Origin of the sequence: Inquilinus sp. CAU 1745 (genome assembly GCF_039839375.1) — a bacterium.
Taxonomy (GTDB): Bacteria; Pseudomonadota; Alphaproteobacteria; order DSM-16000; family Inquilinaceae; genus JBDOQU01.
This window is the reverse complement of the sequence record NZ_JBDOQU010000002.1, coordinates 278,354-302,034: the sequence shown is the minus strand read 5'-3', so window position 1 is coordinate 302,034 and position 23,681 is coordinate 278,354. Positions and strand designations below refer to the sequence as shown.

21 protein-coding genes are annotated in these 23,681 nt (G+C 66.5%); 17 read left to right on the top strand and 4 right to left on the bottom strand.

From position 1 onward, the window contains the following. The first annotated feature begins 26 nt into the window (after positions 1-26). The 7 genes from AAFN89_RS03850 to dapB all read left to right on the top strand — a co-directional run bounded on the left by AAFN89_RS03850 (position 27) and on the right by dapB (position 9,693). Positions 27-740, top strand: coding sequence for a rhomboid family intramembrane serine protease (locus AAFN89_RS03850; RefSeq protein ID WP_347536088.1), 714 nt, complete (start codon positions 27-29; stop codon positions 738-740). A gap of 205 nt (positions 741-945) precedes the next feature. Then, complete coding sequence (gene dnaK / locus AAFN89_RS03845) at positions 946-2,871, top strand: molecular chaperone DnaK (RefSeq protein WP_347536086.1); 1,926 nt, start codon at positions 946-948, stop codon at positions 2,869-2,871. 133 nt (positions 2,872-3,004) lie between these two features. Continuing rightward, positions 3,005-4,144 carry a molecular chaperone DnaJ gene (gene dnaJ, locus AAFN89_RS03840; RefSeq protein ID WP_347536084.1) on the top strand — a complete coding sequence of 380 codons (1,140 nt, stop codon included), beginning with the start codon at positions 3,005-3,007 and terminating at the stop codon, positions 4,142-4,144. A 483-nt stretch (positions 4,145-4,627) separates the two neighbouring features. Further along, a complete protein-coding gene (locus tag AAFN89_RS03835; protein WP_347536082.1) occupies positions 4,628-6,148 on the top strand; it encodes a glucan biosynthesis protein G in 1,521 nt (506 codons plus the stop codon). Then, on the top strand, positions 6,136-6,615 hold the full coding sequence (locus tag AAFN89_RS03830) for a hypothetical protein (protein ID WP_347536080.1): 480 nt from the start codon (positions 6,136-6,138) through the stop codon (positions 6,613-6,615). The genes AAFN89_RS03835 and AAFN89_RS03830 overlap by 13 nt, the downstream gene beginning before the upstream one ends. Before the next feature lie 149 nt (positions 6,616-6,764). After that, on the top strand, positions 6,765-8,780 hold the full coding sequence (gene mdoH, locus AAFN89_RS03825) for a glucans biosynthesis glucosyltransferase MdoH (RefSeq protein WP_347536078.1): 2,016 nt from the start codon (positions 6,765-6,767) through the stop codon (positions 8,778-8,780). A 109-nt stretch (positions 8,781-8,889) separates the two neighbouring features. Next, entirely contained in the window at positions 8,890-9,693 is an 804-nt protein-coding gene (gene dapB / locus AAFN89_RS03820) for a 4-hydroxy-tetrahydrodipicolinate reductase (protein ID WP_347536076.1), read from the top strand. Here the strand turns inward: dapB and AAFN89_RS03815 are convergent. Together AAFN89_RS03815 and AAFN89_RS03810 are read right to left on the bottom strand one after the other, a co-directional pair. Then, positions 9,690-10,160 (bottom strand): OsmC family protein, encoded by a 471-nt coding sequence (locus tag AAFN89_RS03815; protein ID WP_347536073.1) that lies wholly within the window; start codon positions 10,158-10,160, stop codon positions 9,690-9,692. The genes dapB and AAFN89_RS03815 overlap by 4 nt on opposite strands. A 27-nt stretch (positions 10,161-10,187) precedes the next feature. Continuing rightward, on the bottom strand, positions 10,188-10,688 hold the full coding sequence (locus AAFN89_RS03810) for a DUF2244 domain-containing protein (protein WP_347536071.1): 501 nt from the start codon (positions 10,686-10,688) through the stop codon (positions 10,188-10,190). A gap of 96 nt (positions 10,689-10,784) precedes the next feature. Between AAFN89_RS03810 and nth the strand changes: the two genes are divergently transcribed. From nth to AAFN89_RS03760, 10 genes are all read left to right on the top strand, one after another. Continuing rightward, on the top strand, positions 10,785-11,423 hold the full coding sequence (gene nth, locus AAFN89_RS03805) for an endonuclease III (RefSeq protein ID WP_347536069.1): 639 nt from the start codon (positions 10,785-10,787) through the stop codon (positions 11,421-11,423). Further along, positions 11,420-12,295 carry an SDR family oxidoreductase gene (locus tag AAFN89_RS03800; protein WP_347536067.1) on the top strand — a complete coding sequence of 292 codons (876 nt, stop codon included), beginning with the start codon at positions 11,420-11,422 and terminating at the stop codon, positions 12,293-12,295. The genes nth and AAFN89_RS03800 overlap by 4 nt, the downstream gene beginning before the upstream one ends. A 28-nt stretch (positions 12,296-12,323) precedes the next feature. After that, on the top strand, positions 12,324-12,899 hold the full coding sequence (locus tag AAFN89_RS03795) for a nitroreductase (RefSeq protein WP_347536065.1): 576 nt from the start codon (positions 12,324-12,326) through the stop codon (positions 12,897-12,899). A 175-nt stretch (positions 12,900-13,074) separates the two neighbouring features. Next, complete coding sequence (locus AAFN89_RS03790) at positions 13,075-13,635, top strand: F0F1 ATP synthase subunit delta (RefSeq protein ID WP_347536063.1); 561 nt, start codon at positions 13,075-13,077, stop codon at positions 13,633-13,635. Continuing rightward, positions 13,635-15,164, top strand: a complete 1,530-nt coding sequence (gene atpA, locus AAFN89_RS03785; RefSeq protein WP_347536061.1) for a F0F1 ATP synthase subunit alpha — start codon at positions 13,635-13,637, stop codon at positions 15,162-15,164. Before AAFN89_RS03790 ends, atpA begins: the two co-directional genes overlap by 1 nt. A gap of 59 nt (positions 15,165-15,223) precedes the next feature. Further along, on the top strand, positions 15,224-16,108 hold the full coding sequence (locus tag AAFN89_RS03780) for a F0F1 ATP synthase subunit gamma (RefSeq protein WP_347536059.1): 885 nt from the start codon (positions 15,224-15,226) through the stop codon (positions 16,106-16,108). A 78-nt stretch (positions 16,109-16,186) separates the two neighbouring features. Next, a complete protein-coding gene (gene atpD, locus AAFN89_RS03775) occupies positions 16,187-17,638 on the top strand; it encodes a F0F1 ATP synthase subunit beta (protein WP_347536057.1) in 1,452 nt (483 codons plus the stop codon). 37 nt (positions 17,639-17,675) lie between these two features. Then, positions 17,676-18,086: a F0F1 ATP synthase subunit epsilon gene (locus AAFN89_RS03770; protein WP_347536055.1), complete on the top strand. Its 411-nt coding sequence runs from the start codon at positions 17,676-17,678 to the stop codon at positions 18,084-18,086. Between the two features lie 103 nt (positions 18,087-18,189). After that, positions 18,190-19,011 (top strand): ferritin-like domain-containing protein, encoded by an 822-nt coding sequence (locus AAFN89_RS03765; protein ID WP_347536053.1) that lies wholly within the window; start codon positions 18,190-18,192, stop codon positions 19,009-19,011. An 8-nt stretch (positions 19,012-19,019) separates the two neighbouring features. After that, a complete protein-coding gene (locus AAFN89_RS03760) occupies positions 19,020-19,241 on the top strand; it encodes a hypothetical protein (RefSeq protein WP_347536050.1) in 222 nt (73 codons plus the stop codon). A gap of 8 nt (positions 19,242-19,249) precedes the next feature. Here the strand turns inward: AAFN89_RS03760 and AAFN89_RS03755 are convergent, their stop codons facing one another. After that, the gene (locus tag AAFN89_RS03755) at positions 19,250-22,393 is read right to left on the bottom strand and encodes a multidrug efflux RND transporter permease subunit (protein ID WP_347536048.1); all 3,144 of its coding nucleotides are present in this window, start codon (positions 22,391-22,393) and stop codon (positions 19,250-19,252) included. Beyond that, positions 22,390-23,562, bottom strand: a complete 1,173-nt coding sequence (locus tag AAFN89_RS03750; RefSeq protein ID WP_347536046.1) for an efflux RND transporter periplasmic adaptor subunit — start codon at positions 23,560-23,562, stop codon at positions 22,390-22,392. The genes AAFN89_RS03755 and AAFN89_RS03750 overlap by 4 nt, the downstream gene beginning before the upstream one ends. Positions 23,563-23,681 lie beyond the last annotated feature (119 nt).

The following is a 23,681-nucleotide window of genomic DNA, read 5'->3' as shown; positions in this document are numbered from 1 at the left end:
CAGCCGCGCCATCCTTCGTGGAGAGCATGACCTATCCCGGCAATCGATATCCGGCGTCGCCGCCACCGGACGACAGAGGCGGCCAGCAGGGCCGGACGCCGATCTTCAACGTCCCGCCGGTCACGCTCACCTTCGCCAGCCTGCTGGCCATCGTGTTCGGCCTCCTGCACCTGCTGCCGCCGGACGGCCAGGATTTCGCCGCGCTTTATTTCAGCGTCGTGCCGACGCGCATCGCCGCCGCGCTGGAGACGCCCTTCTCGTTGGAAGGGCTGTGGACGGCGGCGACGCTTCTCACCCACGCCTTCATCCATTTCGACGGCATCCACCTGATCGCCAATGTCGGCTTCCTGCTGGCCTTCGGCAGCGGTTGCGAACGGGCGCTGGGCGTCCGGCGCTACCTGCTGCTCCTGGTCGGCAGCGCCGTGGCCGGGGCGCTGGTCCAGACGGTTTTCGACTGGAACGATTGGGTGCAGATGTACGGCGCGTCGGGCGCGGTGTCGGGCTGCGTCGGCGGCGTGGTCCGGCTGATGGCGACCGATCCCCTGGACCCGCGGCGTCGGCGGCTCGCCCGCAATATCGTGATCGCGCTGGTCGGGGCCAACGTCATCTTCGCGTTGGTCGGCGGCGCGCTTTTCGGGCTGAGCGGCGAAATCGCGTGGCCGGCCCATCTGGGCGGATTCGCCGCCGGCTTGCTGATCGCGCGGCGGCCGCCGCCGCAGCGAATCGACATCCTGGTCTGAATATCCACCGGCCCCTCTTGTGCAATTCCGATGCAGGGGCGATATCCCGAGCGGTTGCAGGGGCTTTAGCCCGCGCCTATATCTCCGGTGAACCTCCCGTCGCCCGAACCGGTGTGACGAGAATCATTGAGCCTAGGGGATCGCGGCAGCGCCTTCGACTAAACCGGGCTTCCGCGACTCTGCCGAAATAGGAACGAGGAACTAGATGGGTAAGGTAATCGGTATCGATCTGGGCACCACCAACTCTTGCGTCGCCGTGATGGACGGGTCGCAGGCGAAGGTGGTCGAGAATGCCGAGGGCGGGCGCACCACCCCGTCGATCGTCGCCTTCGCCGAGGGCGATGAGCGGCTGGTCGGCCAGTCCGCCAAGCGGCAGGCGGTGACCAATCCGGAAAACACGATCTTCGCGGTCAAGCGGCTGATCGGCCGCCGGTACGACGACCCGATGACCCAGAAGGACAAGGGTCTGGTGCCGTACAAGATCATCGAAGGCGACAATGGCGACGCCTGGGTGGAGGAGCGCGGAAAGAAGTACGCGCCGAGCCAGATCAGCGCTTTCATCCTGCAGAAGATGAAGGAGACGGCGGAGAACTATCTGGGCGAGCCCGTGACCCAGGCGGTCATCACCGTCCCCGCCTACTTCAACGACAGCCAGCGTCAGGCGACCAAGGACGCCGGCAAGATCGCCGGGCTGGAAGTGCTGCGCATCATCAACGAGCCGACGGCCGCCGCTCTTGCCTACGGGCTTGAGAAGAAGGGCACGGGCACGATCGCCGTCTACGATCTGGGCGGCGGCACTTTCGACGTCTCCGTGCTGGAAATCGGCGATGGCGTCTTCGAGGTGAAGTCGACCAACGGCGACACCTTCCTGGGCGGCGAGGATTTCGATTCCAAGATCATCGGCTATCTGGCCGACGAGTTCAAAAAGGAGAGCGGGATCGACCTGCGCTCCGACAAGCTGGCGCTGCAGCGACTGAAGGAAGCGGCGGAGAAGGCGAAGATCGAGCTGTCCTCGGCCTCCCAGACCGACGTCAACCTGCCCTTCATCACCGCGGACCAGAGCGGGCCGAAGCATCTCAACATCAAGCTGTCCCGCGCCAAGCTGGAGCAGCTTGTCGATGAGCTGATCCAGCGCACGATCGGCCCCTGCAAGGCGGCGCTCAAGGATGCCGGGCTGAAGGCCAGCGAGATCGACGAGGTCATCCTGGTCGGCGGCATGACCCGCATGCCCAAGGTGATCGAGGCGGTGAAGAGCTTCTTCGGGCGTGAGCCGCATCGCGGCGTCAACCCGGACGAGGTCGTGGCGATCGGCGCGGCGATCCAGGCCGGCGTGCTGCAGGGCGAGGTCAAGGACGTCCTGCTGCTGGACGTGACTCCGCTGTCGCTGGGCATCGAGACGCTGGGCGGGGTCTTCACCCGTCTGATCGACCGCAACACGACGATCCCGACCAAGAAGTCCCAGACCTTCTCCACCGCCGAGGACAACCAGACGGCGGTCACGATCCGGGTCTTCCAGGGCGAGCGCGAGATGGCGGCGGACAACAAGCTGCTGGGCCAGTTCGACCTGGTCGGCATCCCGTCGGCGCCGCGTGGCGTGCCGCAGGTCGAGGTCACGTTCGACATCGACGCCAACGGCATCGTCAACGTCTCCGCCAAGGACAAGGCGACCGGCAAGGAGCAGGCGATCCGCATCCAGGCCTCCGGTGGCCTTTCCGACGCCGACATCGAGACGATGGTCAAGGACGCCGAGGCCAACGCCGAAGAGGACAAGAAGCGGCGTGAACTGGTCGACGCGAAGAACCAGGCCGACAGCCTGGTCCACGCGACCGAGAAGCAGCTTTCGGAGTTCGGCGACAAGGTCGACGCCGCGACCAAAGCGGAGATCGAGGCCGCGTTGAACGAGCTGCGCGAGGTCGCGGGCGGCGACGATGTCGCCGAGATCAAGGCCAAGACCGATGCGCTGGCGCAGGTATCGATGAAGGCCGGCGAGGCGATGTACAAGTCCCAGGCGGCCGAAGGCGAGGCCGGCGAGGACGCATCGGGCGAGGCCGGCGGCCAGAAGCCCGACGATGGCGTGGTCGACGCCGATTTCGAGGAAGTCGACGACGACGACAAGAAGAAGTCCGCCTGACGACCGGCCCGTTCAAGGGGCCGGTCCGGTAACGCCGCCCCGGCGGTTGGGCAGTCAAAAGCCCGACCGGCGGGGCGGCTTCAGGTTGAGGGCCCGGCCATAAGGGGGTCGCCGAAGGAGGCCGAGGGATCGGATGGCGAAGCAGGATTATTACCAGGAATTGGGAGTCGGCCGGGATGCCGCCGCCGGCGAGATCAAGAAGGCCTATCGCACGCTGGCGATGAAATACCATCCGGACCGCAATCCGGGTGACGAGGCCGCGGAACGCAAGTTCAAGGAAATCAGCGAAGCCTACGACGTCCTGAAGGACGAGCAGAAGCGCGCCGCCTACGACCGCTTCGGCCATGCCGCCTTCGAGAATGGCGGCGGTCCGCGCGGACCTGCCGGCGGCTTCGATTTCTCCTCCGGCTTCGCGGACATCTTCGACGAGATGTTCGGCGACTTCATGGGTCAGCGCCGCGGCGCGCGCGGCGGCGTGTCCGGCCGTGGCGCGGACATGCGCTACAATATGGAGATCTCGCTTGAGGAAGCCTTCAAGGGCAAGCAGGCGACGATCCGGGTGCCGACCTCCACCGTCTGCGAGGTCTGCGCCGGCACGGGCGCGGAAGGCGGCTCCCAGCCCTCGATCTGCCCGACCTGCACCGGGATCGGCAAGGTCCGCGCCCAGCAGGGTTTCTTCACGATCGAGCGGAGCTGCCCGACCTGCGGCGGGGCCGGCCGGGTCATCAAGGATCCCTGCCGGGCCTGCGCCGGCAGCGGCCGGACGCGCAAGGAGCGGTCGCTTCAGGTCAACATCCCCGCCGGGGTGGAGGACGGCACGCGCATCCGCCTCGCCGGCGAGGGAGAGGCGGGGCTGCGGGGCGCGCCGCCGGGCGACCTCTACATCTTCCTGTCGCTGAAGCCGCACCGGCTGTTCCAGCGCGATGGCGCGGACATCCATTGCAAGGTGCCGATGCCGATGACCACGGCGTCGCTGGGCGGACCGATCGAGGTGCCGACCATCGATGGCGGCCGGGCGAACGTCACCATTCCTCCCGGAACCCAGACAGGCGCCCAGTTCCGCCTGCGCGGCAAGGGGATGTCGATCCTGCGGTCGCCCAATCGCGGCGACATGTATGTGCTGGTCCAGGTGGAGACGCCGACCAATCTGTCGAAGCGCCAGCGGGAGCTTCTCGAGGAATTCGAGAAGGAGCGGGGGCCGGAATACACCCACCCGGAGAGCGCCGGCTTCTTCGCCCGGGTGAAGGAGTTCTTCGAAGACCTGAAGGACTGACCGGACTGATCTGCTGAAATTGCAATTGTCAAAACCTCGCGGCCATTCCGCGAGGCCGCGACTCCCCCGCGACTCCCCCGCGACTCATTGTCAGGGAACATCCGGCAACCCCTGATCATTAATGATCGTTAAGCATGAAACGCCACGGGAATCCTGGGGAAATCCTGGAGGAAGCCCGCGGCGGGCGCTCCTGCTTTTGCGTGCGGGGGCGTTGAAGTGCGGGAAACCGCAGGGACCGTAGGATCCAGGCGCGGAGGCTGACGCCGGAGATTCCGGCTTCTGTGAAGCCTATTGATCGCGCCCAAGAACGATGGGATGGCTATCTTTGCTGCAGGGCACAAAAAGACCATGTTTTCAGCGCAGAACGTCACGGTCTCCCGGTAGCGTAGAACGCGTCGAGCCACCCACCTATTCCCGTACATGGTCCGTTTAATGAACCGTCGATCGCTCCTCGTCGGAACCGCCCGTCTGGCGCTCCTTTCCATGGCTGCGTCCTCGCTCGGGACCGGCCCGCTGTGGGCCGCGCCGAGCATTGCCGAGGAAGGCGCCGCCTTTTCGTTCGAGACGCTGGTGGAGCGTGCCCGCGCGATGGCGGCGGAAGGATACCAGCCCCCGTCGGGCGACCTACCGGACGCGCTGGAGGCGGTGGATTACGACGAGTATCGCGACATCCGCTACAATCCCGACGAGGCGCTGTGGCGCGACCTGGAACTGCCCTTCCACGCGCAGTTCTTCCATCTGGGTGCCCACTTCAACCGCCCGGTCCACATCTTCGAGGTGGTGGAGGGCATGGCGCGCGAGGTGCTGTACGATCCGAAGCTGTTCGATTTCGGGTCCAACGGCTTCCATGACGGGCTGCCCGAAACGCTGGGCTTCGCCGGCTTTCGCCTGCACCACCAGTTGAACCGGCCGGACTATTTCGACGAGTTGGCGGTGTTCCTGGGCGCCAGCTATTTCCGTGCGCTGGGCAAGGACCAGCAATACGGGCTTTCGGCGCGCGGGCTGGCGATCGACACGGCGCTCCAGAAGGGGGAGGAATTCCCCTACTTCACCGCCTTCTGGCTGGAGCGGCCGGCCGACGGCGCGACGGAAATGAGGCTCTACGCCCTGCTGGACAGCCCCAGCGTCGCCGGGGCCTACAGCTTCCTGATCCGGCCGGGCGTGAACACCAGTATCGAGACGCAGGCCGTCCTGTTCCCGCGCGCGGCGATCGAGAAGCTGGGCATCGCGCCGATGACCAGCATGTTCTTCTTCGGAGAGGCCGACCCCTCCGACCATGACGATTTCCGGCCGCAGGTCCATGACAGCGAGGGGCTGTCGTTGTGGACCGGCGCCGGGGAATGGATCTGGCGGCCGCTGGTCAATCCCCGCAGGCTGCGCGTCAGCTCCTTCCTGGACGAGAATCCGCGCGGTTTCGGCCTGCTGCAACGAGATCGGGACTTCAGCCATTACCTTGACCTGGAGGCCCGTTACGACCGCCGGCCGAGCCTGTGGGTCGAACCCACGGAGGATTGGGGCCGGGGGGCCGTGGAACTGGTGGAAATCCCGACCCTGGAAGAAATCCACGACAATATCGTGGCTTTTTGGGTCCCCGAACAGCCGGTGGAGGCAGGGTCGGAATGGCGGCTCTCCTATCGGTTGCACTGGTGCCTGGAATCCCCCCAGCGCCCGGACGAGGCTGAAGTGTGGGGAACGCGCACCGGAGACGCCGGCGTACCCGGCGTCGAGGACGAGGCGGAAGGCGAGGGCGGGCGCAAGTTCGTCATCGATTTCGGCGGCGGACGGCTTGAGGAACTTCCTGCCGACTCGCCGGTTATCGCGGAGGTCACGATCAGCAGGGGTGAGATCACGACCCCCGTCGCCCAGTACAACCCCGTCATGAAGGGTTGGCGGGTGTTTTTCGATTTGCATGCCGACGGCGACGAGGTCGTGGAGTTGCGCTGCATTCTCAAACTCGACTCGGAAATCATATCCGAGACATGGAGCTATCAATGGACACCCTGATCGACACCGCTTTCGGCGCGGTCTCCGACCGGACGAAGATCCGGCGGGCGCTTGTCGACTATTTCTTCGGTTTCGGCATCACCGACGCGGCGATCCTGTCCGCCCTGGCCGATCGTTTCATGGCGGAGGCCGAAGCCGCCGACGACCCGTGCGGCGCCCCGCAGCGGGCCGAGCGCGCGGTCAATAACTGGTTCGCCGACCTGCTGGGCCCCCGGCTGACCCGGCCGCACATGGCCGCCCAGATCGGGCGCGCGGCCTTCCTGATCGCCGGCCCCGACCGCTGGTCGTCCCTGTTCCTTGCCGAGGAGGAACTGCCGGAAGGATTCGTCGCCACCCTGCGGCGGGCGGCCCCCGTGCCGGCCCCGGAGCCCATCCCCGTGCCGATGGTCGCGCAGGAACTTCGCGCGCCGTCCCTGATCCCCTTCCGCCGGCCGGAGCCGCAGCGGATCAGCGGCCAGCCGGCCTAGTGCGATGGTTTCAACGCTTGGTTCCCAAGCATTGAAAGCTGAATCGCACTGGATTCAAAAAGTTGGTGTTCCGATTCAGCCGACGGATGGGAACCATCCGTCGGCATCGGAACACTAGAACCTCTCAGGATCGAAGGACGACGCCGGATATGGCAGGTCCATCCGCCAACGGCGTCAGCGGAGCATTCCGCCGTCTGTTCGTCTTCGGATTCGCCATCGCCACCGCCACGGTGGCGGTGGCGCAGATGTATGCGGTCCTGGCCGGCGACGGCGTCGGCTGGATCGATATCCTGCTGCTGGCCCTGTTCGCCGCCAGCTTCTCCTGGGTGTCGCTGTCCTTCTGGACCGGGATCGCCGGCTTCTTCGCCCTCCTGATCGGCCGGCGCGGGGCCGGGCTGGTCTGGCCGGAAGAAGGGGACGATTCCCCGCTTCACCAGCGCACCGCCATCCTGATGGCGACCTATAATGAGGACGCTGCCCGGGTCTTCGCCAATGTCCAGGCGATCTACGAATCGGTGGCGGCGACCGGCCATCTCGACGCCTTCGATTTCTATGTGCTGAGCGATTCCACCGATCCCGACAGCTGGATCGCGGAGGAACTGGCCTGGAACGCGATCTGCCAGCGGCTGGATGCCGGCGGGCGCATCTTCTATCGCAAGCGCCGCCACAACATCGAACGCAAGAGCGGCAACATCGCCGATTTCTGCCGCCGCTGGGGCCGCCATTACGAGAACATGGTGGTGCTGGACGCCGACAGCCTGATGACGGGCGAGACGCTGGTGACGTTCGTCCGGCTGATGCAGGCGAACCCGAAGACGGCGCTTATCCAGGCGCCGCCGCTGATCGTCAACCGCAACGCGCTGATCTCCCGCATGCTGCAGTTCGCGGGGCGGATCTACGGACCCGTCTTCTCCGCGGGGCTGGCCTTCTGGCAGTTGAGCGAGGGCAATTATTGGGGCCACAACGCGATCATCCGCGTGCGTCCCTTCACCGACCATTGCGGCCTTCCCCACCTGCCGGGCCGCGCGCCCTTCGGCGGCCATATCCTCAGCCATGATTTCGTGGAGGCGGCGCTGCTGCGGCGCGCGGGCTGGCATGTCTGGATGGCGCCGGAGCTGGAGGGATCCTACGAGGAATGCCCGCCGACGCTCCTGGACTACGCCAAGCGCGACCGTCGCTGGTGCCAGGGCAACCTCCAGCACGGCAAGATCATCCTGGCGCGCGGGCTGCACCCGATCAGCCGCCTTCACCTGCTGACCGGCATCCTCTCCTACGTCTCCTCCCCGTTGTGGCTCGCCTTCCTGTTCGCGGGGCTGATGCTGGCGATCGAGGGCAGCGTGACGGAGCCGATCTATTTCCGGTCGACCGACCCCCTGTTCCCGACCTGGCCGATCTTCAACGAGGCGCTGGCGATCAGCCTGTTCGCGGTGGCGCTGGGCATGCTGCTGCTGCCCCGCCTGCTCGGCCTGCTGCTGTTCCTGCGCGACGGCCGGATGGCTGAACGGTGCGGCGGCGCGGGGCGGCTGACCTTCAGCGTCATCCTGGAGACGGCGTTCTCCACTCTGCTGGCGCCGATCATGATGCTGTTCCAGTCCAGCTTCGTGATCCAGATCCTGCTGGGGCAGGGCGTCGGCTGGACGACCCAGCGCCGCGACGATACCGGCATGACCTGGCGGGAGGCCTTCGCCCGCCATATCGGCCATACGCTGTTCGGCGTAGCGGTCGGCGTCACCGCCTGGTTCCTGTCGCCGCCGCTGGTCTGGTGGCTGTCGCCGCTGATCGCCGGCCTGCTGCTGTCGATCCCGATCTCCTATCTCAGCGCCAAGCGGTCCTGGGGCTTGTGGGCGAAGGAGAGGGGCCTCTTCATCATCCCGGAGGAGGTGGCGCCGCCGCTGGTCATCCCCCGATCCAATCAGATCGCGGAGGAGTTGGAGGCCGAACTGCCGCAGGGCGACGGGCTGGCCCGCATCCTCCACGATCGGGCGGCGAACGCGCTGCATCAGGTGCTCCTCGCCGCCAATCCGGAGACGGTCTCCGAAGATGCCGATCTGCTGGCCGAGGCTCGCCGCAAGCTGAGCGCCGGGGAAGATCTGGACGGGTCGGAGAAGACGGCGCTGCTCTACGATCCGCAGACGATCAACCGAAGCGTTCCCCTGACGGCCTGACCTCCGGCCCGACCCTCTGACGATCATCGGGGCCGATCATGGGGGGTTGATCCGGACGCCGCCGGTTGCTTTTGTGCGCCTATCGTTCGGAATCCAGGGATGTGAGGCGATGAAGTTCGGCGTGGTCGGCTGCGCGGGCCGGATGGGGCGGATGCTGCTGAGGGAGGTCCTGACCTCCCGCGATCGCGGCTGCGAGCTGGTCGGCGCGGTGGCCCGGGAGGGATCGAGTGCGCTGGGCCATGACGCCGGCATCCTGGCCGGCCTCGATCCGTGCAACGTGCGGGTCGAGGACGATCCCGTGCCGCTGTTCGCGGATGCGGACGCGGTGCTGGACTTCACGACCCCGACCGCCACCCGCCGCTTCTCCGCCCTCGCCGCGCAGGGCAAGACGATCCATGTCATCGGCACCACCGGCCTCAGCGACGGGGACGAGAACGCGCTCAGCAAGGCGGCGCGGCACACGCCGATCATCCAGGCCGCCAATATGAGCCTGGGCGTCACGCTGCTGGAGGCGCTGGTCGAGCGCGTGGCCCGGACGCTGGGTGACGAATACGATATCGAGATCCTGGAGATGCACCATCGCCGGAAGGTCGACGCACCGTCGGGCACCGCGCTGGCGCTGGGCCGGGCGGCGGCGGCCGGCCGCGAGGTCGCGCTGGACGAGAAGGCGGTGCGCAGCCGCGACGGCCATACCGGCGCGCGGGAGGCGGGCGCGATCGGCTTCGCCACGCTGCGCGGCGGCGACGTGGTCGGCGACCACACGGTAATCTTCGCCGGCGACGGCGAGCGGCTGGAGCTGACCCACAAGGCGTCGGGCCGCGACATCTACGCCCGCGGCGCGGTGCGGGCCGCCCTCTGGGCGCACGGCCGGAAGCCCGGCCTCTACACCATGCGCGACGTGCTGGACCTCTAGTTGGGCGGCTGCTCCACCGTCACCTCGGTCCTGACCGAATTGGCGATGAAGCATTCCTCATGGGCCTGATGGTGGAGCGCCTCCAGGGCGACGGCGTCCGGCGCATCGCCGGAAAAGACGATCTTCGGCCGCAGGACCGTCCGCGTCACCCACAGCTTGCCGTCCGGCCCCTTCTCCAGCACGCCAACGGCCGCGTCTTCATAGCGGTCGACCACGATCCCCTTCCGCGCGCAGATGGCAAGGAAGGTCAGCATGTGGCAACTCGACAGGGCGGCGACCAGCGCGCCTTCCGGATCGACCCGGTCGGCGTCGCCCAGGAACCGGGGCGCGGAGGAGGCCGGCACGCCGACCCCGCCCTCGAACAGCCAGTCATGGGCGCGGTTGTAATCCTTATAGGCGAAGCTCTCCGTCGTCCGCGTCCAGACGATCCTCGCTTCATGCTCCGACACTGCCGGTCCCGACATCATGGCTCCGTCATTAATGGTTGGAAGATCTCATGCCCGCGCCATCGCCGGCATCCTCAGGCTCTCCAGCGCGGCGCGGAGGGCGCGGGCGAAATCCAGCCTCTCTTCCGGCGTCAGGAACGCCCCGACGATCAGCGACTGGCCGTGGCTGGACAGGCGCACCTGGCTCTCATGCTGCGGCGGGTCGTCCATCGACACGCGCAGCCAGTAGGGCTGGAAGCTCCAGGATTGGAGCGGCCCCAGATGGTTGCCCTTCTCTACGATCAGTTCGCCGTCGGTCAGGCGCACCTTCTCGTAGATCCGCCCGCTGCGATAGTTGGCGCGCATCGCGAAATAGATCAGCGCCACGTCCAGCCCGTAGAATCCGAAGATCGGCCAGGCGCCGTGGAAGTAGAAGAAGCCGCCAATGGTCAGGCTGACGCCGGTGACGACGGCCATCAGCAGGATGAATCCCTGCCGGCTCAGGCTTCTGTGCGGGTGCAGTATGGCATCGAACAGCACCCGCGGCTGGGGGTTGGCGTCCGCCGTCATGGGGCCAAGTCTAGCGCGCCCCCGGCGACGGTAAAGGGGTTTCGGCGGAGAAGCCTTCGCTTGTCACGGCGGCGGCCGGCGCTAAAGTGCCGGCCCATGAAAGCCGCCGACATCGACGAATTCTTCAGCCGCCTGTCCGCCGCCGATCCGGAGCCGCGGACGGAGCTGAATTACGTGAACCCCTACACGCTGCTGGTCGCGGTGGTGCTGTCGGCCCAGGCGACGGATGTGGGGGTGAACAAGGCGACGAAGCGCCTGTTCGAGACGGTGCGAACGCCCCAGGCGATGCTGGCGCTGGGGGAGGAAGGGCTGAAGGCGCATATCCGCACCATCGGCCTGTTCAACGCCAAGGCCAGGAACGTCATCGCCCTGTCGGAGCTGCTGGTCCGCGACCATGACGGCGAGGTCCCGGCCGACCGGGCGGCGCTGGAGGCGCTGCCGGGCGTCGGGCGGAAGACGGCCAACGTGGTGCTGAACGTCGCCTTCGGCCAGCCGACCATCGCGGTCGACACCCACATCTTCCGCGTCGGCAACCGAACGGGTCTGGCGCGCGGCAAGACTCCGGAGGAGGTGGAGCGGAAGCTGATGCGCTACGTCCCCGCCCGCTGGCGGCTGCACGCCCATCACTGGCTGATCCTGCACGGCCGCTATGTCTGCAAGGCGCGCAAGCCCGACTGCCCGGCCTGCATCGTCTGCGATCTCTGCGCCTTCAAGGGCAAGACGGTGGCGGCGTGACGCCCCGCCTCTTCTGCTTCGGCCTCGGCTACAGCGCGCGGTGGCTGGTTGACATCGTCCGGGAGGAAGGGTGGTCGGTCGCCGGCACGTGCCGGAGCGAGGAGAAACGCGCGGCGTTGGCAGCCGAGGGGATCGAGGCGGTCCTTTTCGAGACCGCCGCCACGGCGCTGGAAGGCGCGACCCATATCCTCGTCTCCGCGCCGCCGGGAGAGGATGGCGACCCGGTCCTGGCCGCTTGCCGGGACGCCATCGCCGGGCTGCATGGGTTGGAATGGCTAGGCTATCTGTCGACCACGAGCGTCTATGGCGACCATGGCGGTGCCTGGGTGACGGAGGAATCTGCGCTCACCCCCGCCACCGATCGCGGCCGGCGGCGGCTGGCGGCGGAGGAAGGCTGGCTGATCCTGTGGCGCGACCATGGCGTGCCGGTCCATCTTTTCCGCCTGTCGGGAATCTACGGGCCCGGGCGCAGCGCGATCGACGCGGTCAGGGCCGGCAGGGCGAAGCGGATCGACAAGCCGGGGCAGGTCTTCAACCGCATCCATGTCGCCGACATCGCCCGGACGCTGCGCGCCTCCATCGCCCGGCCGAACCCCGGGGCGGCCTATAATCTGGCGGACGACGATCCTGCGCCCTCCCGTGAGGTGACGCAATATGCGTGCGCGCTGCTGGGCGCGCCGCTGCCGCTGCTCGTGCCGTTCGAGGAGGCGGGGCTGTCGGCCATGGCGCGCAGCTTCTATGCCGACGACAAGCTGGTCTCCAACGGCCGGATCAAACGGGAGCTAGGCGTCCGGCTGCTCTATCCCGGCTATCGCGACGGGCTGAGCGCGCAAATGTCCGCTGGACAGGAGGACGGTTCGTCCCCAGCTTAATTGCGACCGATTCTCATTCAGGACTTCCATGAACACGATCGAATTTCTGCTCTCCCGCCGCTCGGTTTCGGTGAAGCTGATCACGGAGCCGGGGCCGGACGACGAGGCGCTGGACCGCATCCTCCGCATCGCGACGCGGGTGCCGGACCATGGCAAGCTCACGCCCTGGCGCATCCAGGTGCTGCGCAAGGACGGGCAGGCGCGGCTGGGTGACTTCCTGGCGGGGCGCTTCACCGCGCGCCATCCCGACGCCAACGAGAAGCAGGTGGCTTTCGAGAGGGACCGCCCCCAGCGCGCGCCCCTGCTGCTGGTCGTCACGGCGAAGGTGCGCAAGCAGCACAAAATCCCGGAACTGGAGCAAATCCTGTCCGGTGGCGCTGTCTGCCACAACATCCTTCTCGCCGCCCTGGCGGAAGGGTGGGCCGCCAACTGGATCACGGAATGGCCGGCCTATGACGATGAGGTGGTGCGGCTGCTGGGCCACGACCCCGAAACCGACCGCATCCTCGGATTCCTCTATCTGGGCACGGCGGCAGAAGCGCCCGACGAGCGCCCGCGTCCGGAACTGTCCGACGTGGTTTCGCGGTGGCCCCAAACGGCCTGAACCGTGAGCCGCCCCTAGTCGGTTGCGCCACCTGCGGGGGTGTGTTAGATGACGCCCGGCTTTCAGGGTCGGGGGCACGCCTCGGCCCGGATTTTCGTTGTTTTGGCCCCGTTCGACGGCGCTCCCGAGGGGGTCTCCGGAAGGCGGGGCCAAGTCGGATCAGTCGAGGCAATCTGTGGCATCCACGAGCATAGGCCCGTCCGGGATCGCAGCACGCTACGCGACCGCTCTCTTCGATCTCGCCGATGAGAAGAAGGCGCTCGACGAGGTCGCCGGCGATCTCGGCGGCATCAAGGAGATGCTGGCGGGCAGCGAGGACCTTCGCCGCGTGGTGCGCAGCCCGGTGCTGAGCCGGGACGAGCAGGGCCGCGCGATGGCCGAGGTGCTGGAGAAGGCCGGCGTTTCGGAGCTGACGCGCAAGTTCGTCGGGCTGGTCGCCGCCAACCGGCGGCTGTTCGCCCTGCCGGACATGATCGACGCCTATCTGGCCGAACTGGCCCGCAGGCGCGGCGAAGTGACCGCCGACGTGGTCGCCGCCACCAAGCTTACCGCCCCCCAGACGAAGGCGCTGACCGACCAGCTTCGCAAGGTCGTCGGCCAGAAGGTCTCGGTGAATGTCGCCGTCGACCCGTCGCTTCTGGGCGGCATGATCGTCAAAGTCGGATCGCGCATGGTCGACAGTTCCCTGCGCACCAAGCTGAACAAGCTGCAACTCGCCATGAAAGGGATTGGCTGATGGAAATCCGCGCAGCCGAAATTTCCGCGATCATCAAGGACCAGATCGCCAATTTCGGGACCGAGGCCGATGTGGCCGAAGTCGGCCAGGTGCTGTCGATCGGCGACGGCGTCGCGCGCGTCTATGGTCTGGACAATGTCCGGGCCGGCGAGATGGTGGAGTTCCCCGGCGGCATTAAGGGGATGGCGCTGAACCTTGAGACCGACAATGTCGGCGTCGTGATCTTCGGCGAGGATCGCGGCATCAAGGAAGGCGACACCGTCAAGCGGACCGGCGCGATCGTCGAGGTTCCGGTCGGTCGAGGCCTGCTGGGTCGCGTGGTCGACGGGCTGGGCAACCCGATCGACGGCAAGGGTCCGCTGAAGGACGTCGAATACAAGCGCGTCGAGGTCAAGGCGCCGGGCATCATCCCGCGCAAGTCGGTGCATGAGCCGATGCAGTCGGGCCTGAAGGCGATCGACGCGCTGGTGCCGGTCGGCCGCGGCCAGCGTGAGCTGATCATCGGCGATCGCCAGACCGGCAAGACGGCCGTCGCGATCGACACGATCCTCAACCAGAAGACGGTCAACGAGGGCGACGACGAATCCAAGAAGCTCTACTGCGTCTATGTCGCGGTCGGCCAGAAGCGGTCGACGGTGGCGCAGATCGTGAAGACGCTGGAGGAGAATGGCGCGCTCGACTACTCGATCGTTGTCGCCGCCACGGCGTCGGAGCCGGCTCCGCTGCAGTTCCTGGCGCCCTACACCGGCTGCACGATGGGCGAGTTCTTCCGCGACAACGGCATGCACGGGCTGATGGTCTATGACGATCTGTCCAAGCAGGCCGTCGCCTATCGCCAGATGTCGCTGCTGCTGCGCCGCCCGCCGGGGCGCGAGGCCTATCCGGGCGACGTGTTCTACCTGCACTCCCGCCTGCTGGAACGCGCGGCGAAGATGAATGACGAGCACGGCGCCGGGTCGCTGACCGCGCTGCCGATCATCGAGACGCAGGCGGGCGACGTGTCGGCCTACATCCCGACCAACGTCATCTCGATCACCGACGGCCAGATCTTCCTGGAGACGGGGCTGTTCTACAAGGGCATCCGCCCGGCCATCAATGTCGGCCTGTCGGTCAGCCGCGTCGGCTCCGCCGCCCAGATCAAGGCGATGAAGCAGGTCGCCGGCAAGATCAAGGGCGAACTGGCGCAGTACCGCGAGATGGAGAGCTTCGCGCAGTTCGCGTCCGATCTGGACGCGGCGACGCAGAAGCTGCTGGCCCGCGGCGCGCGCCTGACCCAGCTTCTCAAGCAGGGCCAGTTCTCGCCGATGCCGGTCGAAGAGCAGGTGGTGTCGATCTTCGCCGGCGTCCGCGGCTATCTCGACACTGTCGAGGTCAACGAGGTCAACCGGTTCGAGAAGGCGCTCCTGGACGAGGCGCGCTCGAAGGGCGGCGACATCCTCAAGACCATCCGGGAGGAGAAGCAGCTTTCCTCGGAGACGGAAGAGAAACTGGCTGCCCTCATCCAGAACTTCGTGAAGGTCTTCGTCTGAGGGGCCGCGAGGCTCTGACACGAACCCTTACCGAAGCCCCGGAGTGATCGAAGGCGGGCATGGCAAGTCTCAAGGAACTCAGAAACCGGATCTCCAGCGTCAAGTCGACGCAGAAGATCACCTCGGCCATGAAGATGGTCGCGGCGTCGAAGCTGCGCCGCGCCCAGGAGCAGGCCGAGGCGGGGCGTCCGTTCTCCGAACGGATGGAGCGGATGCTGGCCAGCCTCGCCACCCGGATCACGGTGGCCGGGCAGGGGCCGCGTCTGATGACCGGCACGGGCAAGGATGACATCCACCTGCTGGTCGTGGTCACCTCCGACCGCGGCCTGGCCGGCGGCTTCAACAGCCAGATCACCCGTGAGGCGCGCAAGACCATCCGCGCGCTGAAGAACGAGGGCAAGACGGTCAAGCTGCTGACGATCGGCCGTAAGGGGCGGGACAATCTCCGCCGCGATTTCAGCCGGGACATCGTCCACAGCGTGATCGAGGCCGACAAGCCGAAGCTGAGCTTCTCCGCCGCCGACGCGGTCGCGGACAAGGTGCTGGAACTGTTCGACGCGGGCGAGTTCGACGTTTGCACCGTCGTCTACAACCGCTTCCAGTCGACCATCGCGCAGGTGCCGACGGTCCAGCAGGTCATCCCGGTGGCCCTGCCGGAGGCGGAAGAAGCGCCGGAGACGACCGGCAACGCGATCTACGAGTTCGAGCCGGACGAGGAGACGATCCTGCGGGAGCTCCTGCCGCGGAACCTGGCGATCCAGATCTACAAGACGCTGCTGGAAAGCGCGGCGGGCGAGCAGGCCGCGCGGATGACCGCGATGGACAACGCCACGCGCAACGCCGGCGACATGATCAACAAGCTGACGCTGACCTACAACCGGACGCGTCAGGCGACCATCACCAAGGAACTGATCGAGATCATCTCCGGCGCCGAGGCCATCTAGCCAGAGGCCGCCGGAACGATCGGTTCCGACGACGAACTTTTACGGCAGACCCCGTACATCTTTGCGAGGATTCACCCCATGGCCACCAAGACCGCGACCAAGCCCAAGGCCGACAGCAATTCCGTCGGCAGGATCACCCAGGTTCTGGGCGCCGTCGTCGATGTCCAGTTCGACGGCGAACTGCCGGCGATCCTGAACGCGATCGATACCGATCTCGACGGCAAGAGGTTGGTGCTGGAAGTCGCCCAGCATCTGGGCGAGAACACCGTGCGCGCCATCGCCATGGACTCCACCGACGGTCTGGTGCGTGGCCAGGAGGTGGCGGACACCGGCGCCCCGATCACCGTGCCGGTCGGCCCCGAGACGCTGGGGCGCATCATCAACGTCATCGGCGACCCGATCGACGAACGGGGCGACGTCAAGGCCAAGGGCAGCGCGCCGATCCACCGGTCGGCCCCGGAATTCATCGACCAGGCGACCGAGCAGGAGATGCTGGTCACGGGCATCAAGGTCGTCGACCTGATCGCCCCCTACGCCAAGGGCGGCAAGATCGGCCTGTTCGGCGGCGCGGGCGTCGGCAAGACCGTGACCATCCAGGAGCTGATCAACAACATCGCCAAGGCCCATGGTGGCGTGTCGGTCTTCGCCGGCGTCGGCGAGCGGACCCGCGAGGGCAACGACCTCTATCATGAGATGATCGAGGCCGGCGTCATCAACTTCGAGGGCGAATCCAAGGTCGCGCTGGTCTATGGCCAGATGAACGAGCCGCCGGGCGCCCGCGCCCGCGTCGGCCTGACCGGCCTGACGCTCGCGGAATATTTCCGCGACGAGGAAGGCCAGGACGTGCTGTTCTTCGTCGACAACATCTTCCGCTTCACCCAGGCGGGTTCGGAAGTGTCGGCGCTCCTGGGCCGCATCCCGTCGGCCGTGGGCTACCAGCCGACGCTGGCGACCGACATGGGCGCGCTGCAGGAGCGCATCACCTCCACCAAGAAGGGCTCGATCACCTCGGTCCAGGCCATCTACGTGCCGGCCGACGATCTGACCGACCCCGCGCCGGCGACCTCCTTCGCCCACCTTGACGCGACCACGGTGCTCAGCCGCTCGATCGCTGAGCTGGGCATCTACCCGGCGGTCGATCCGCTGGACAGCACCAGCCGCATCCTGGAGCCGCGCGTCGTCGGCGACGAGCACTACCAGGTCGCGCGCGACGTGCAGCGCATCCTGCAGACCTACAAGGCGCTCCAGGACATCATCGCCATCCTGGGCATGGACGAGCTGTCGGAAGACGACAAGCTGACCGTCGCCCGGGCGCGGAAGATCCAGCGCTTCTTCAGCCAGCCCTTCCACGTGGCCGAAGTGTTCACCGGCTCGCCGGGTGTCTTCGTCCCGGTCGAGGAGACGGTGCGCGGCTTCAAGGGCATCGTGGCCGGCGAATACGACCATCTGCCGGAGATGGCGTTCTATATGGTCGGCACCATCGACGACGCCGTCGAGAAGGCCCGCAAGCTCGCCGCCGAGGCGGCCTGAGGAAAGGCCGCGCGGCCGAAGGGAGACATCTTAAGCGATGGCAGAGAAGACAGCCTTCGAACTCGTCTCGCCGGAACGGCTTCTCGCCTCGCTGGAGGTCGAGATGGTCGTGGTTCCGGGAGCCGAGGGCAATTTCGGCGCGCTGAAGGGCCATGCGCCCCTGATCTCCACCCTGCGGCCGGGCGTCATCGACGTCTATGAGACGCGGCCCACGATCTCACGCCGCATCTTCGTCGCCGGCGGTTTCGCCGAAGTGACGCCGGAACGCTGCACCATCCTGGCGCAGGACGCGGTGGACCTGGCGGAGCTTGACGCGGGAACGGTGGAGCAGGAAATCCGGGACCTGGCGGAGGACGTGTCGGACGCCAAGTCCGACCATGACCGGACGGCCGCCCAGCACGCCTTAGAGGTGGCGCGGGCCAAGCAGGAAGCGCTCAGGGCCGCCTGAACGTCCCTTCGTTACAGACGGTTGAAAACACTTGCGAAGCCGCTCACAGTTGGGCGGCTTCGCTTGCGTTTGCGACCATCAACAGGACGGAGAGCGACGAAACATGGCGTACAAGCACTGGACGCTCGACGACATCCCCTGGGACCGGCTGGACCGGTCGAAGGTCGACCCTGACCAGCTCAAGATCATCAAGGCGGCTGCGATGGTGGAGTTCAACGCCACCGACTATGTCGCCTATCTGGAGAATGTCTTCGCCGGCGACGAGGTTTTCCTCGAAGCGGCGCGCGCCTGGGGCGTGGAAGAAACCCAGCATGGCGAGGCGCTGGGACAGTGGGCTTCAAGGGTCGATCCGGATTTCGACTTTCCCAAGCGGTTCGCCGATTTCCGCGCCGGCTTCCGCCCCGATATCGACGCTGACCATTCGGTGCGCGGATCGCGGGCGGGGGAGATGGTCGCCCGCTGCATGGTGGAGGTCGGCACCTCCTCCTACTATTCGGCGCTGGGCGACGCGACGGACGAGCCGGCGCTTGAGTTCATCTGCCGGAAGATCGCGGCCGATGAGCTTCGGCACTACAAGCTCTTCTACGACCATCTGAAACGCTATCTGAACAGCGAGGGGCTGAACCGCTTCCAGCGGCTCAAGGTCGCGCTGGGCCGGATCACGGAAACGGAGGATGACGAGCTGTCCTACGCCTATTACGCGGCCAACAATGAAGGCGAACCCTACGATCGTGAGACCGCCAACCGCGAATATATGCGCCGGGCGCTGCCCTACTATAAGGATCTCCATATCGACCGGGCGCTGGCGATGGTCTTCAAGGCCGTTGGGCTGAAGCCGCATACACCGCTCTATCGCACCACCTCCTTCGGCGCGAAATGGCTGAAGGGCCGGCAACAGCGCAAGCTGGCGCGGCAGGCGGCCTGACTCGAGTTATGCCGGTATTCCGCACCCTGATCTGGAGCGCGGCCCGCAGGCTGGCCGCCGATCCGCGCGTCCAGAAGAAGGCGCTGGAGATGGCCGAACAGGCCCGTCCCCGTGTGGAGCAGGCGGCCCGCGACGTCCGCCGCATCGCCGGCGAAACCAGCCCGGTCAACGATCCGGGCGGCTTCGCGCGGAAGGTCAGGGACCAGGTGCTGCGGAAGGGGCCGAAGTAAAAGCCGACCTACTCGACCGGCTTCTCCCTCGCCGCGTCTGGCTTTCGAGACACCCATTCCGTGGCGCGCTGTACGACCGCGAACAGGGTCGGGATGACCACGAGGCCGATTGTCGTGGCGGCCAGCATGCCGCCGACGATGGCGACGCCGACCGCCTGCCGTGCGCCCGCGCCCGCGCCGGTCGAGTGCGCCAGCGGCAGGACCCCGAAGATGAAGGCGAGCGCGGTCATCAGGACCGCGCGGAAGCGCTGTTCGGCGCCCATCCGCGCGGCTTTCTGGATAGAGTGCCCTTCGTCCCGCCGTTCCTTGGCGAATTCGACGATCAGAATGGCGTTCTTCGAAGCGAGGCCGATCAGGAGCACGATCGCGATCTGGGCATAAACGCTGTTCTGGAGCCCGAGCAGCGTCAGCGCGGCGGTCGCGCCGAACAACGCCACCCCGAGCGAGAAGACGATCGCAAGAGGCAGCGTCCAGCTTTCATACTGCGCGACCAGGAACAGGAAGGCGAAGAGAAGGGCCAGCCCGAAAACCATGGACTCCTGCCCGCTGCTTTGTTGCTCCTGGAAGGAGAGGCCCGACCATTCGAAGCCGTAACCTTCCGGCAGGACCTCCGCCGCGACCCGCTCCACCGCGTCCATCGCGGCCCCGGAACTTCCGCCGGGCGCCGCCACCCCGTTGATCGGCGCGGCGACGGAGAGATTGTACCGGGCGATGACATAGGGGGCGAGGACGGTCGTCGTCGAGACGACGGTGCGGAGCTGCACCATCTCGCCCGTATCGCTTCGTACGTAGAGATTCAGAATATCCGAAGCCTCGTCCCTGAAGTCGGCGTCGGCCTGAAGGTTCACCTGGAAGGTCCGGCCCTCCAGCGTGAAGTCGTTGACATAGCGCGAACCGAAATGAGCGCCCAGCGCCGAATAGATGTCGTTGACGCTCAGGCCCAGCGTCGCGGCGCGAGTGCGATCGACATCGACGAAGATCTGCGGCACGTCGGCATCGAAGGTCGTCGAGACGCCGCCGATCTCCGGCGCCTGGTTGATCGCGCTGACGAAGGAGCGCGCGACTTGCGCGATCTCCGCCGGCGGCTGCCCCTGGAGCGCCTTCAATCGCAGATCGAGGCCGCCGACGGCGCCGATGCCCGGAATGGCCGGGGGGGCGAACACGGCGACGGTGGCGCCCGGGATCGTCGCGAATTGCGCCCGCAGCTTGCCGATTATGGCGTCGAGCTGGAGGTCCGGCTCCGTACGCTCCTCCCAGGGAGCCAGTGCCGCCAGGGCGAATCCGCCGTTGGGCGTCATGGTGCCTTGCAGGATGCTGTAGCCGGAGACTGAAATGACGTCCTGGACGCCTTCCGTCTCCGCCAGCATATCCTCGATCTCGCCAATGATCTCCTGCGTACGGTCGAGGGAGGCGGCGGCCGGCAGCTGGATGTCCATGAACAACGCGCCCTGATCCTCATCGGGGAGGAAGGTCGAGGGCAAGTTCGTGAAAAGCAGAACAGCGCCGGCGAAGCACGCGATGAGGAGGCCGAGCCCGAGAACCGAAAAACGCACGAAGAAACCGACAATCCGGCCGTAGCCGTTGCGGATCGCGTCGAGAAGCCGCGAAAACCAGCCGAGCGGCCCGCGCCGATAGCCCGGCTTCACCCGCTTGAGCAGGACGGCGCAGAGGGCGGGGCTGAGCGTCAGCGCCACGATCGCCGAAACCACGAGCCCGGCCGACAACGTCACCGCGAACTGCCTGTAGAGCTGACCGTTGATGCCGGGCAGGAAGGCGGTCGGGACGACCACGGCCAGCAGAACGAAGGTGGTGGCGATGATCGGGCCGGAGATCTGCCCCATCGCCTTGCGCGTTGCGGCGGCCGTGTCGATGTCGGGATCGCCCTCCATGACATGCTGGACGTTCTCGACCACCAGGATCGCATCATCCACCACCAGCCCGATCGCCAGGACCAGCGCCAGCAGCGTGATCGTGTTCGCCGAATAACCCATCACCAGGAGAACGGCCATGGCGCCCAGCAATGAAACGGGAATGGCGAGTGCGGCGATCAGGGTGGCGCGCCAGTCCTGCAGGAAGAGGAACGTGATGATAAGAACGATGATGAAGGCTTCGAACAGCACGTGCACGATCTGTTCGACGCTCGCGCGCACGAAATCCGTCGCGTCGTAGACGACCTTGTATTCCAGCCCCGGCGGAAAAGTAGCTGAGAGCCGTTCCAGTTCGGCCATCACCCCGTCGGCGGTGGCGAGGGCGTTCGCCCCGGGCGACTGGGCGATCTGCATCATCGCCGTTTCCTGCCCGTTGAGCATAGCGCTGGAGGCGTAGCTCTGGGCGCCGAGTTCGAGACGCGCGATATCGCGCAGGCGAACGATCGCCCCTTCCTCGTCCGTGCGTACGATAATGTCGGCGAACTGTTCCGGAGAGATCAGCCGGCCCTCCGCCACCAGCGTGTACTGCACCTCCGTGCCTTCCGGGGCCGGCGGCGCGCCGACCTGGCCAAGAGATGCCTGGATGTTCTGCGACCGTATAGCAGCCGCCACCTCGTCCGCGGTGATGCCGAGCGCATTCATGCGCGTCGAATTCATCCAGACGCGCATCGAATATTCCGACGCGCCGATGACCACGGCCTCGCCGACGCCCTCCACGCGTGAAATCGCATCGACGATGGTGGTGGAAGTGAAGTTGGTGACCTCCAGCGCGCTGAGGCTGCCGTCGGGCGAATAGAAGCCGAGCGCCAGGACGAAGTCAGGGGAACTGGCCTGGACGGACACGCCTTGCTCGGCCACCTCCGCCGGCAACTGGGAGATCGCCAGTTGCGCGCGATTCTGCACGTTCACCTGGGCGATGTCGGGGTCGGTGCCGACCTCGAACGTGACCGAAAGCGAGTATTGTCCGGCGTTGGAGCTTGTCGACGACATGTACATCATGTCGTCGACGCCGTTGATCGCCGTCTCCAGCGGTCCGCCGACCACGTCCGCGATCACTTCGGCGCTGGCCCCCGGATAGGTCGCGGAAACGTTGACCGTGGGGGGCGTGATCTCAGGGTATTGCTGCACCGGCAGCGCGAAAAGCGCCAGAGCGCCCGCGATCGAGATGACGATGGAAACAACCATCGCCATCCGTGTTCGGGTGATGAACAGCCCGGATATCATGAGTCGCCATTCACCGGCTGGCCCTGGCTGGGCTGGCCCTCGCTCGGCTGGACTGCCATCCCCTCGCTGAGGCGCTGGATGCCTTGAACGATGACGGGTTCGCCGCCGCTCAGCCCCTCGGTGACCGCCCAGCCGTTCTCAACCCGCGCGCCCGTTGTAATGCGATGCTGGGAGACGGTGTTGTCCTCGCCCAGCACGTAGACGAAGCGGCCATCCCGATCCTGCAGCACCGCGGTCTGCGGCACGACCGGCAGGGCCGGAACGTCCGACTCGCGCACGGTCAGCGTGACGTACTGATTGGGGATGAGGAGATGGTCGGGATTGGGGAAGGTTATGCGCACCGCGACCGTGCCGGTTCGCGGGTTCACCTCGGTCTCGATATATTCGATCTGCCCGCTCTGCTCGTAATCCGTGCCGTTGGGCAGCCGCAGCGTGAGGTTCAGCGCATTCGGATCGATTGCGCCTGGTCCTTCGACCTCCTGTTGGCGCAAGGTCGTCACCAGACCCTCCGTGACCGAGAACACCACCCGTATCGGATCGAGTTGAACGACCCGTGCCAGAGCACCCGATTCTGGTCCGACCAGATTGCCCTGGGTGTATGTGGCGCGGCCTATCCGCCCGGTGATCGGCGTCGTGATCCGCGTATAGGACAGGTTGAGTTCGGCTGCGCGCAACGCCGCCTGCGCGACCTCGACATCGGCGCCCGCAATGTCGAACGCGGCCTGCGCGTCGTCGAGCGTGGCCTGAGCCACTGTCTGACGCTGGACAAGCTCTCGCGTGCGGTCAAGGGTTTGCTCCGCCGCCAGGCGCGCCGCCTCGGCCCTGGAGAGCTGCGCCTCGGCCGAAGCAACGTCGATCTGATACTGATCGGGCTCGATCTCGAAGAGAAGGTTGCCTTCTTCGACCATCGATCCGGCCTCGAAATCCACGGTGCGCAGGAAACCCTGCACGCGGGCGCGAATATCGACAGCCTCGATCGCCTCGACGCGGGCGTTGAACTCGGCGGGGTTGCTGACCTCCTGGATTTCTATGCGCTCCACGACGACTGCGGGCGGCGGGGCCTGTCCGGCGCCGGGGGCCTGGGCGAGTCCGGGCGAGCTGAGGCCCGACAGGGTCAACGCGGCGACGATCCCGCGGAATCGCGGGGCAAGTCTGGTCGCTTCGATCATGGAGGCATCTCCGCAAGCCACGAGTAGGTTGGCCGCTACCGCTATCCGAAAGGATTAGAACATCTCGTCATGTCTGCACCTGCCCGTCAAGAAGCAGATGCCGTCCTCCAATGATGGAA

Excerpts from the sequence above, each read along its gene's own strand:
- AAFN89_RS03850 (WP_347536088.1), top strand. The coding sequence starts at position 27 with ATGACCTATCCCGGCAATCGATATCCGGCGTCGCCGCCACCGGACGAC.
- dnaK (WP_347536086.1), top strand. The coding sequence starts at position 946 with ATGGGTAAGGTAATCGGTATCGATCTGGGCACCACCAACTCTTGCGTC.
- dnaJ (WP_347536084.1), top strand. The coding sequence starts at position 3,005 with ATGGCGAAGCAGGATTATTACCAGGAATTGGGAGTCGGCCGGGATGCC.
- AAFN89_RS03835 (WP_347536082.1), top strand. The coding sequence starts at position 4,628 with ATGGCTGCGTCCTCGCTCGGGACCGGCCCGCTGTGGGCCGCGCCGAGC.
- AAFN89_RS03830 (WP_347536080.1), top strand. The coding sequence starts at position 6,136 with ATGGACACCCTGATCGACACCGCTTTCGGCGCGGTCTCCGACCGGACG.
- mdoH (WP_347536078.1), top strand. The coding sequence starts at position 6,765 with ATGGCAGGTCCATCCGCCAACGGCGTCAGCGGAGCATTCCGCCGTCTG.
- dapB (WP_347536076.1), top strand. The coding sequence starts at position 8,890 with ATGAAGTTCGGCGTGGTCGGCTGCGCGGGCCGGATGGGGCGGATGCTG.
- AAFN89_RS03815 (WP_347536073.1), bottom strand. The coding sequence starts at position 10,160 with ATGATGTCGGGACCGGCAGTGTCGGAGCATGAAGCGAGGATCGTCTGG.
- AAFN89_RS03810 (WP_347536071.1), bottom strand. The coding sequence starts at position 10,688 with ATGACGGCGGACGCCAACCCCCAGCCGCGGGTGCTGTTCGATGCCATA.
- nth (WP_347536069.1), top strand. The coding sequence starts at position 10,785 with ATGAAAGCCGCCGACATCGACGAATTCTTCAGCCGCCTGTCCGCCGCC.
- AAFN89_RS03795 (WP_347536065.1), top strand. The coding sequence starts at position 12,324 with ATGAACACGATCGAATTTCTGCTCTCCCGCCGCTCGGTTTCGGTGAAG.
- atpA (WP_347536061.1), top strand. The coding sequence starts at position 13,635 with ATGGAAATCCGCGCAGCCGAAATTTCCGCGATCATCAAGGACCAGATC.
- AAFN89_RS03780 (WP_347536059.1), top strand. The coding sequence starts at position 15,224 with ATGGCAAGTCTCAAGGAACTCAGAAACCGGATCTCCAGCGTCAAGTCG.
- atpD (WP_347536057.1), top strand. The coding sequence starts at position 16,187 with ATGGCCACCAAGACCGCGACCAAGCCCAAGGCCGACAGCAATTCCGTC.
- AAFN89_RS03770 (WP_347536055.1), top strand. The coding sequence starts at position 17,676 with ATGGCAGAGAAGACAGCCTTCGAACTCGTCTCGCCGGAACGGCTTCTC.
- AAFN89_RS03765 (WP_347536053.1), top strand. The coding sequence starts at position 18,190 with ATGGCGTACAAGCACTGGACGCTCGACGACATCCCCTGGGACCGGCTG.
- AAFN89_RS03760 (WP_347536050.1), top strand. The coding sequence starts at position 19,020 with ATGCCGGTATTCCGCACCCTGATCTGGAGCGCGGCCCGCAGGCTGGCC.
- AAFN89_RS03755 (WP_347536048.1), bottom strand. The coding sequence starts at position 22,393 with ATGATATCCGGGCTGTTCATCACCCGAACACGGATGGCGATGGTTGTT.
- AAFN89_RS03750 (WP_347536046.1), bottom strand. The coding sequence starts at position 23,562 with ATGATCGAAGCGACCAGACTTGCCCCGCGATTCCGCGGGATCGTCGCC.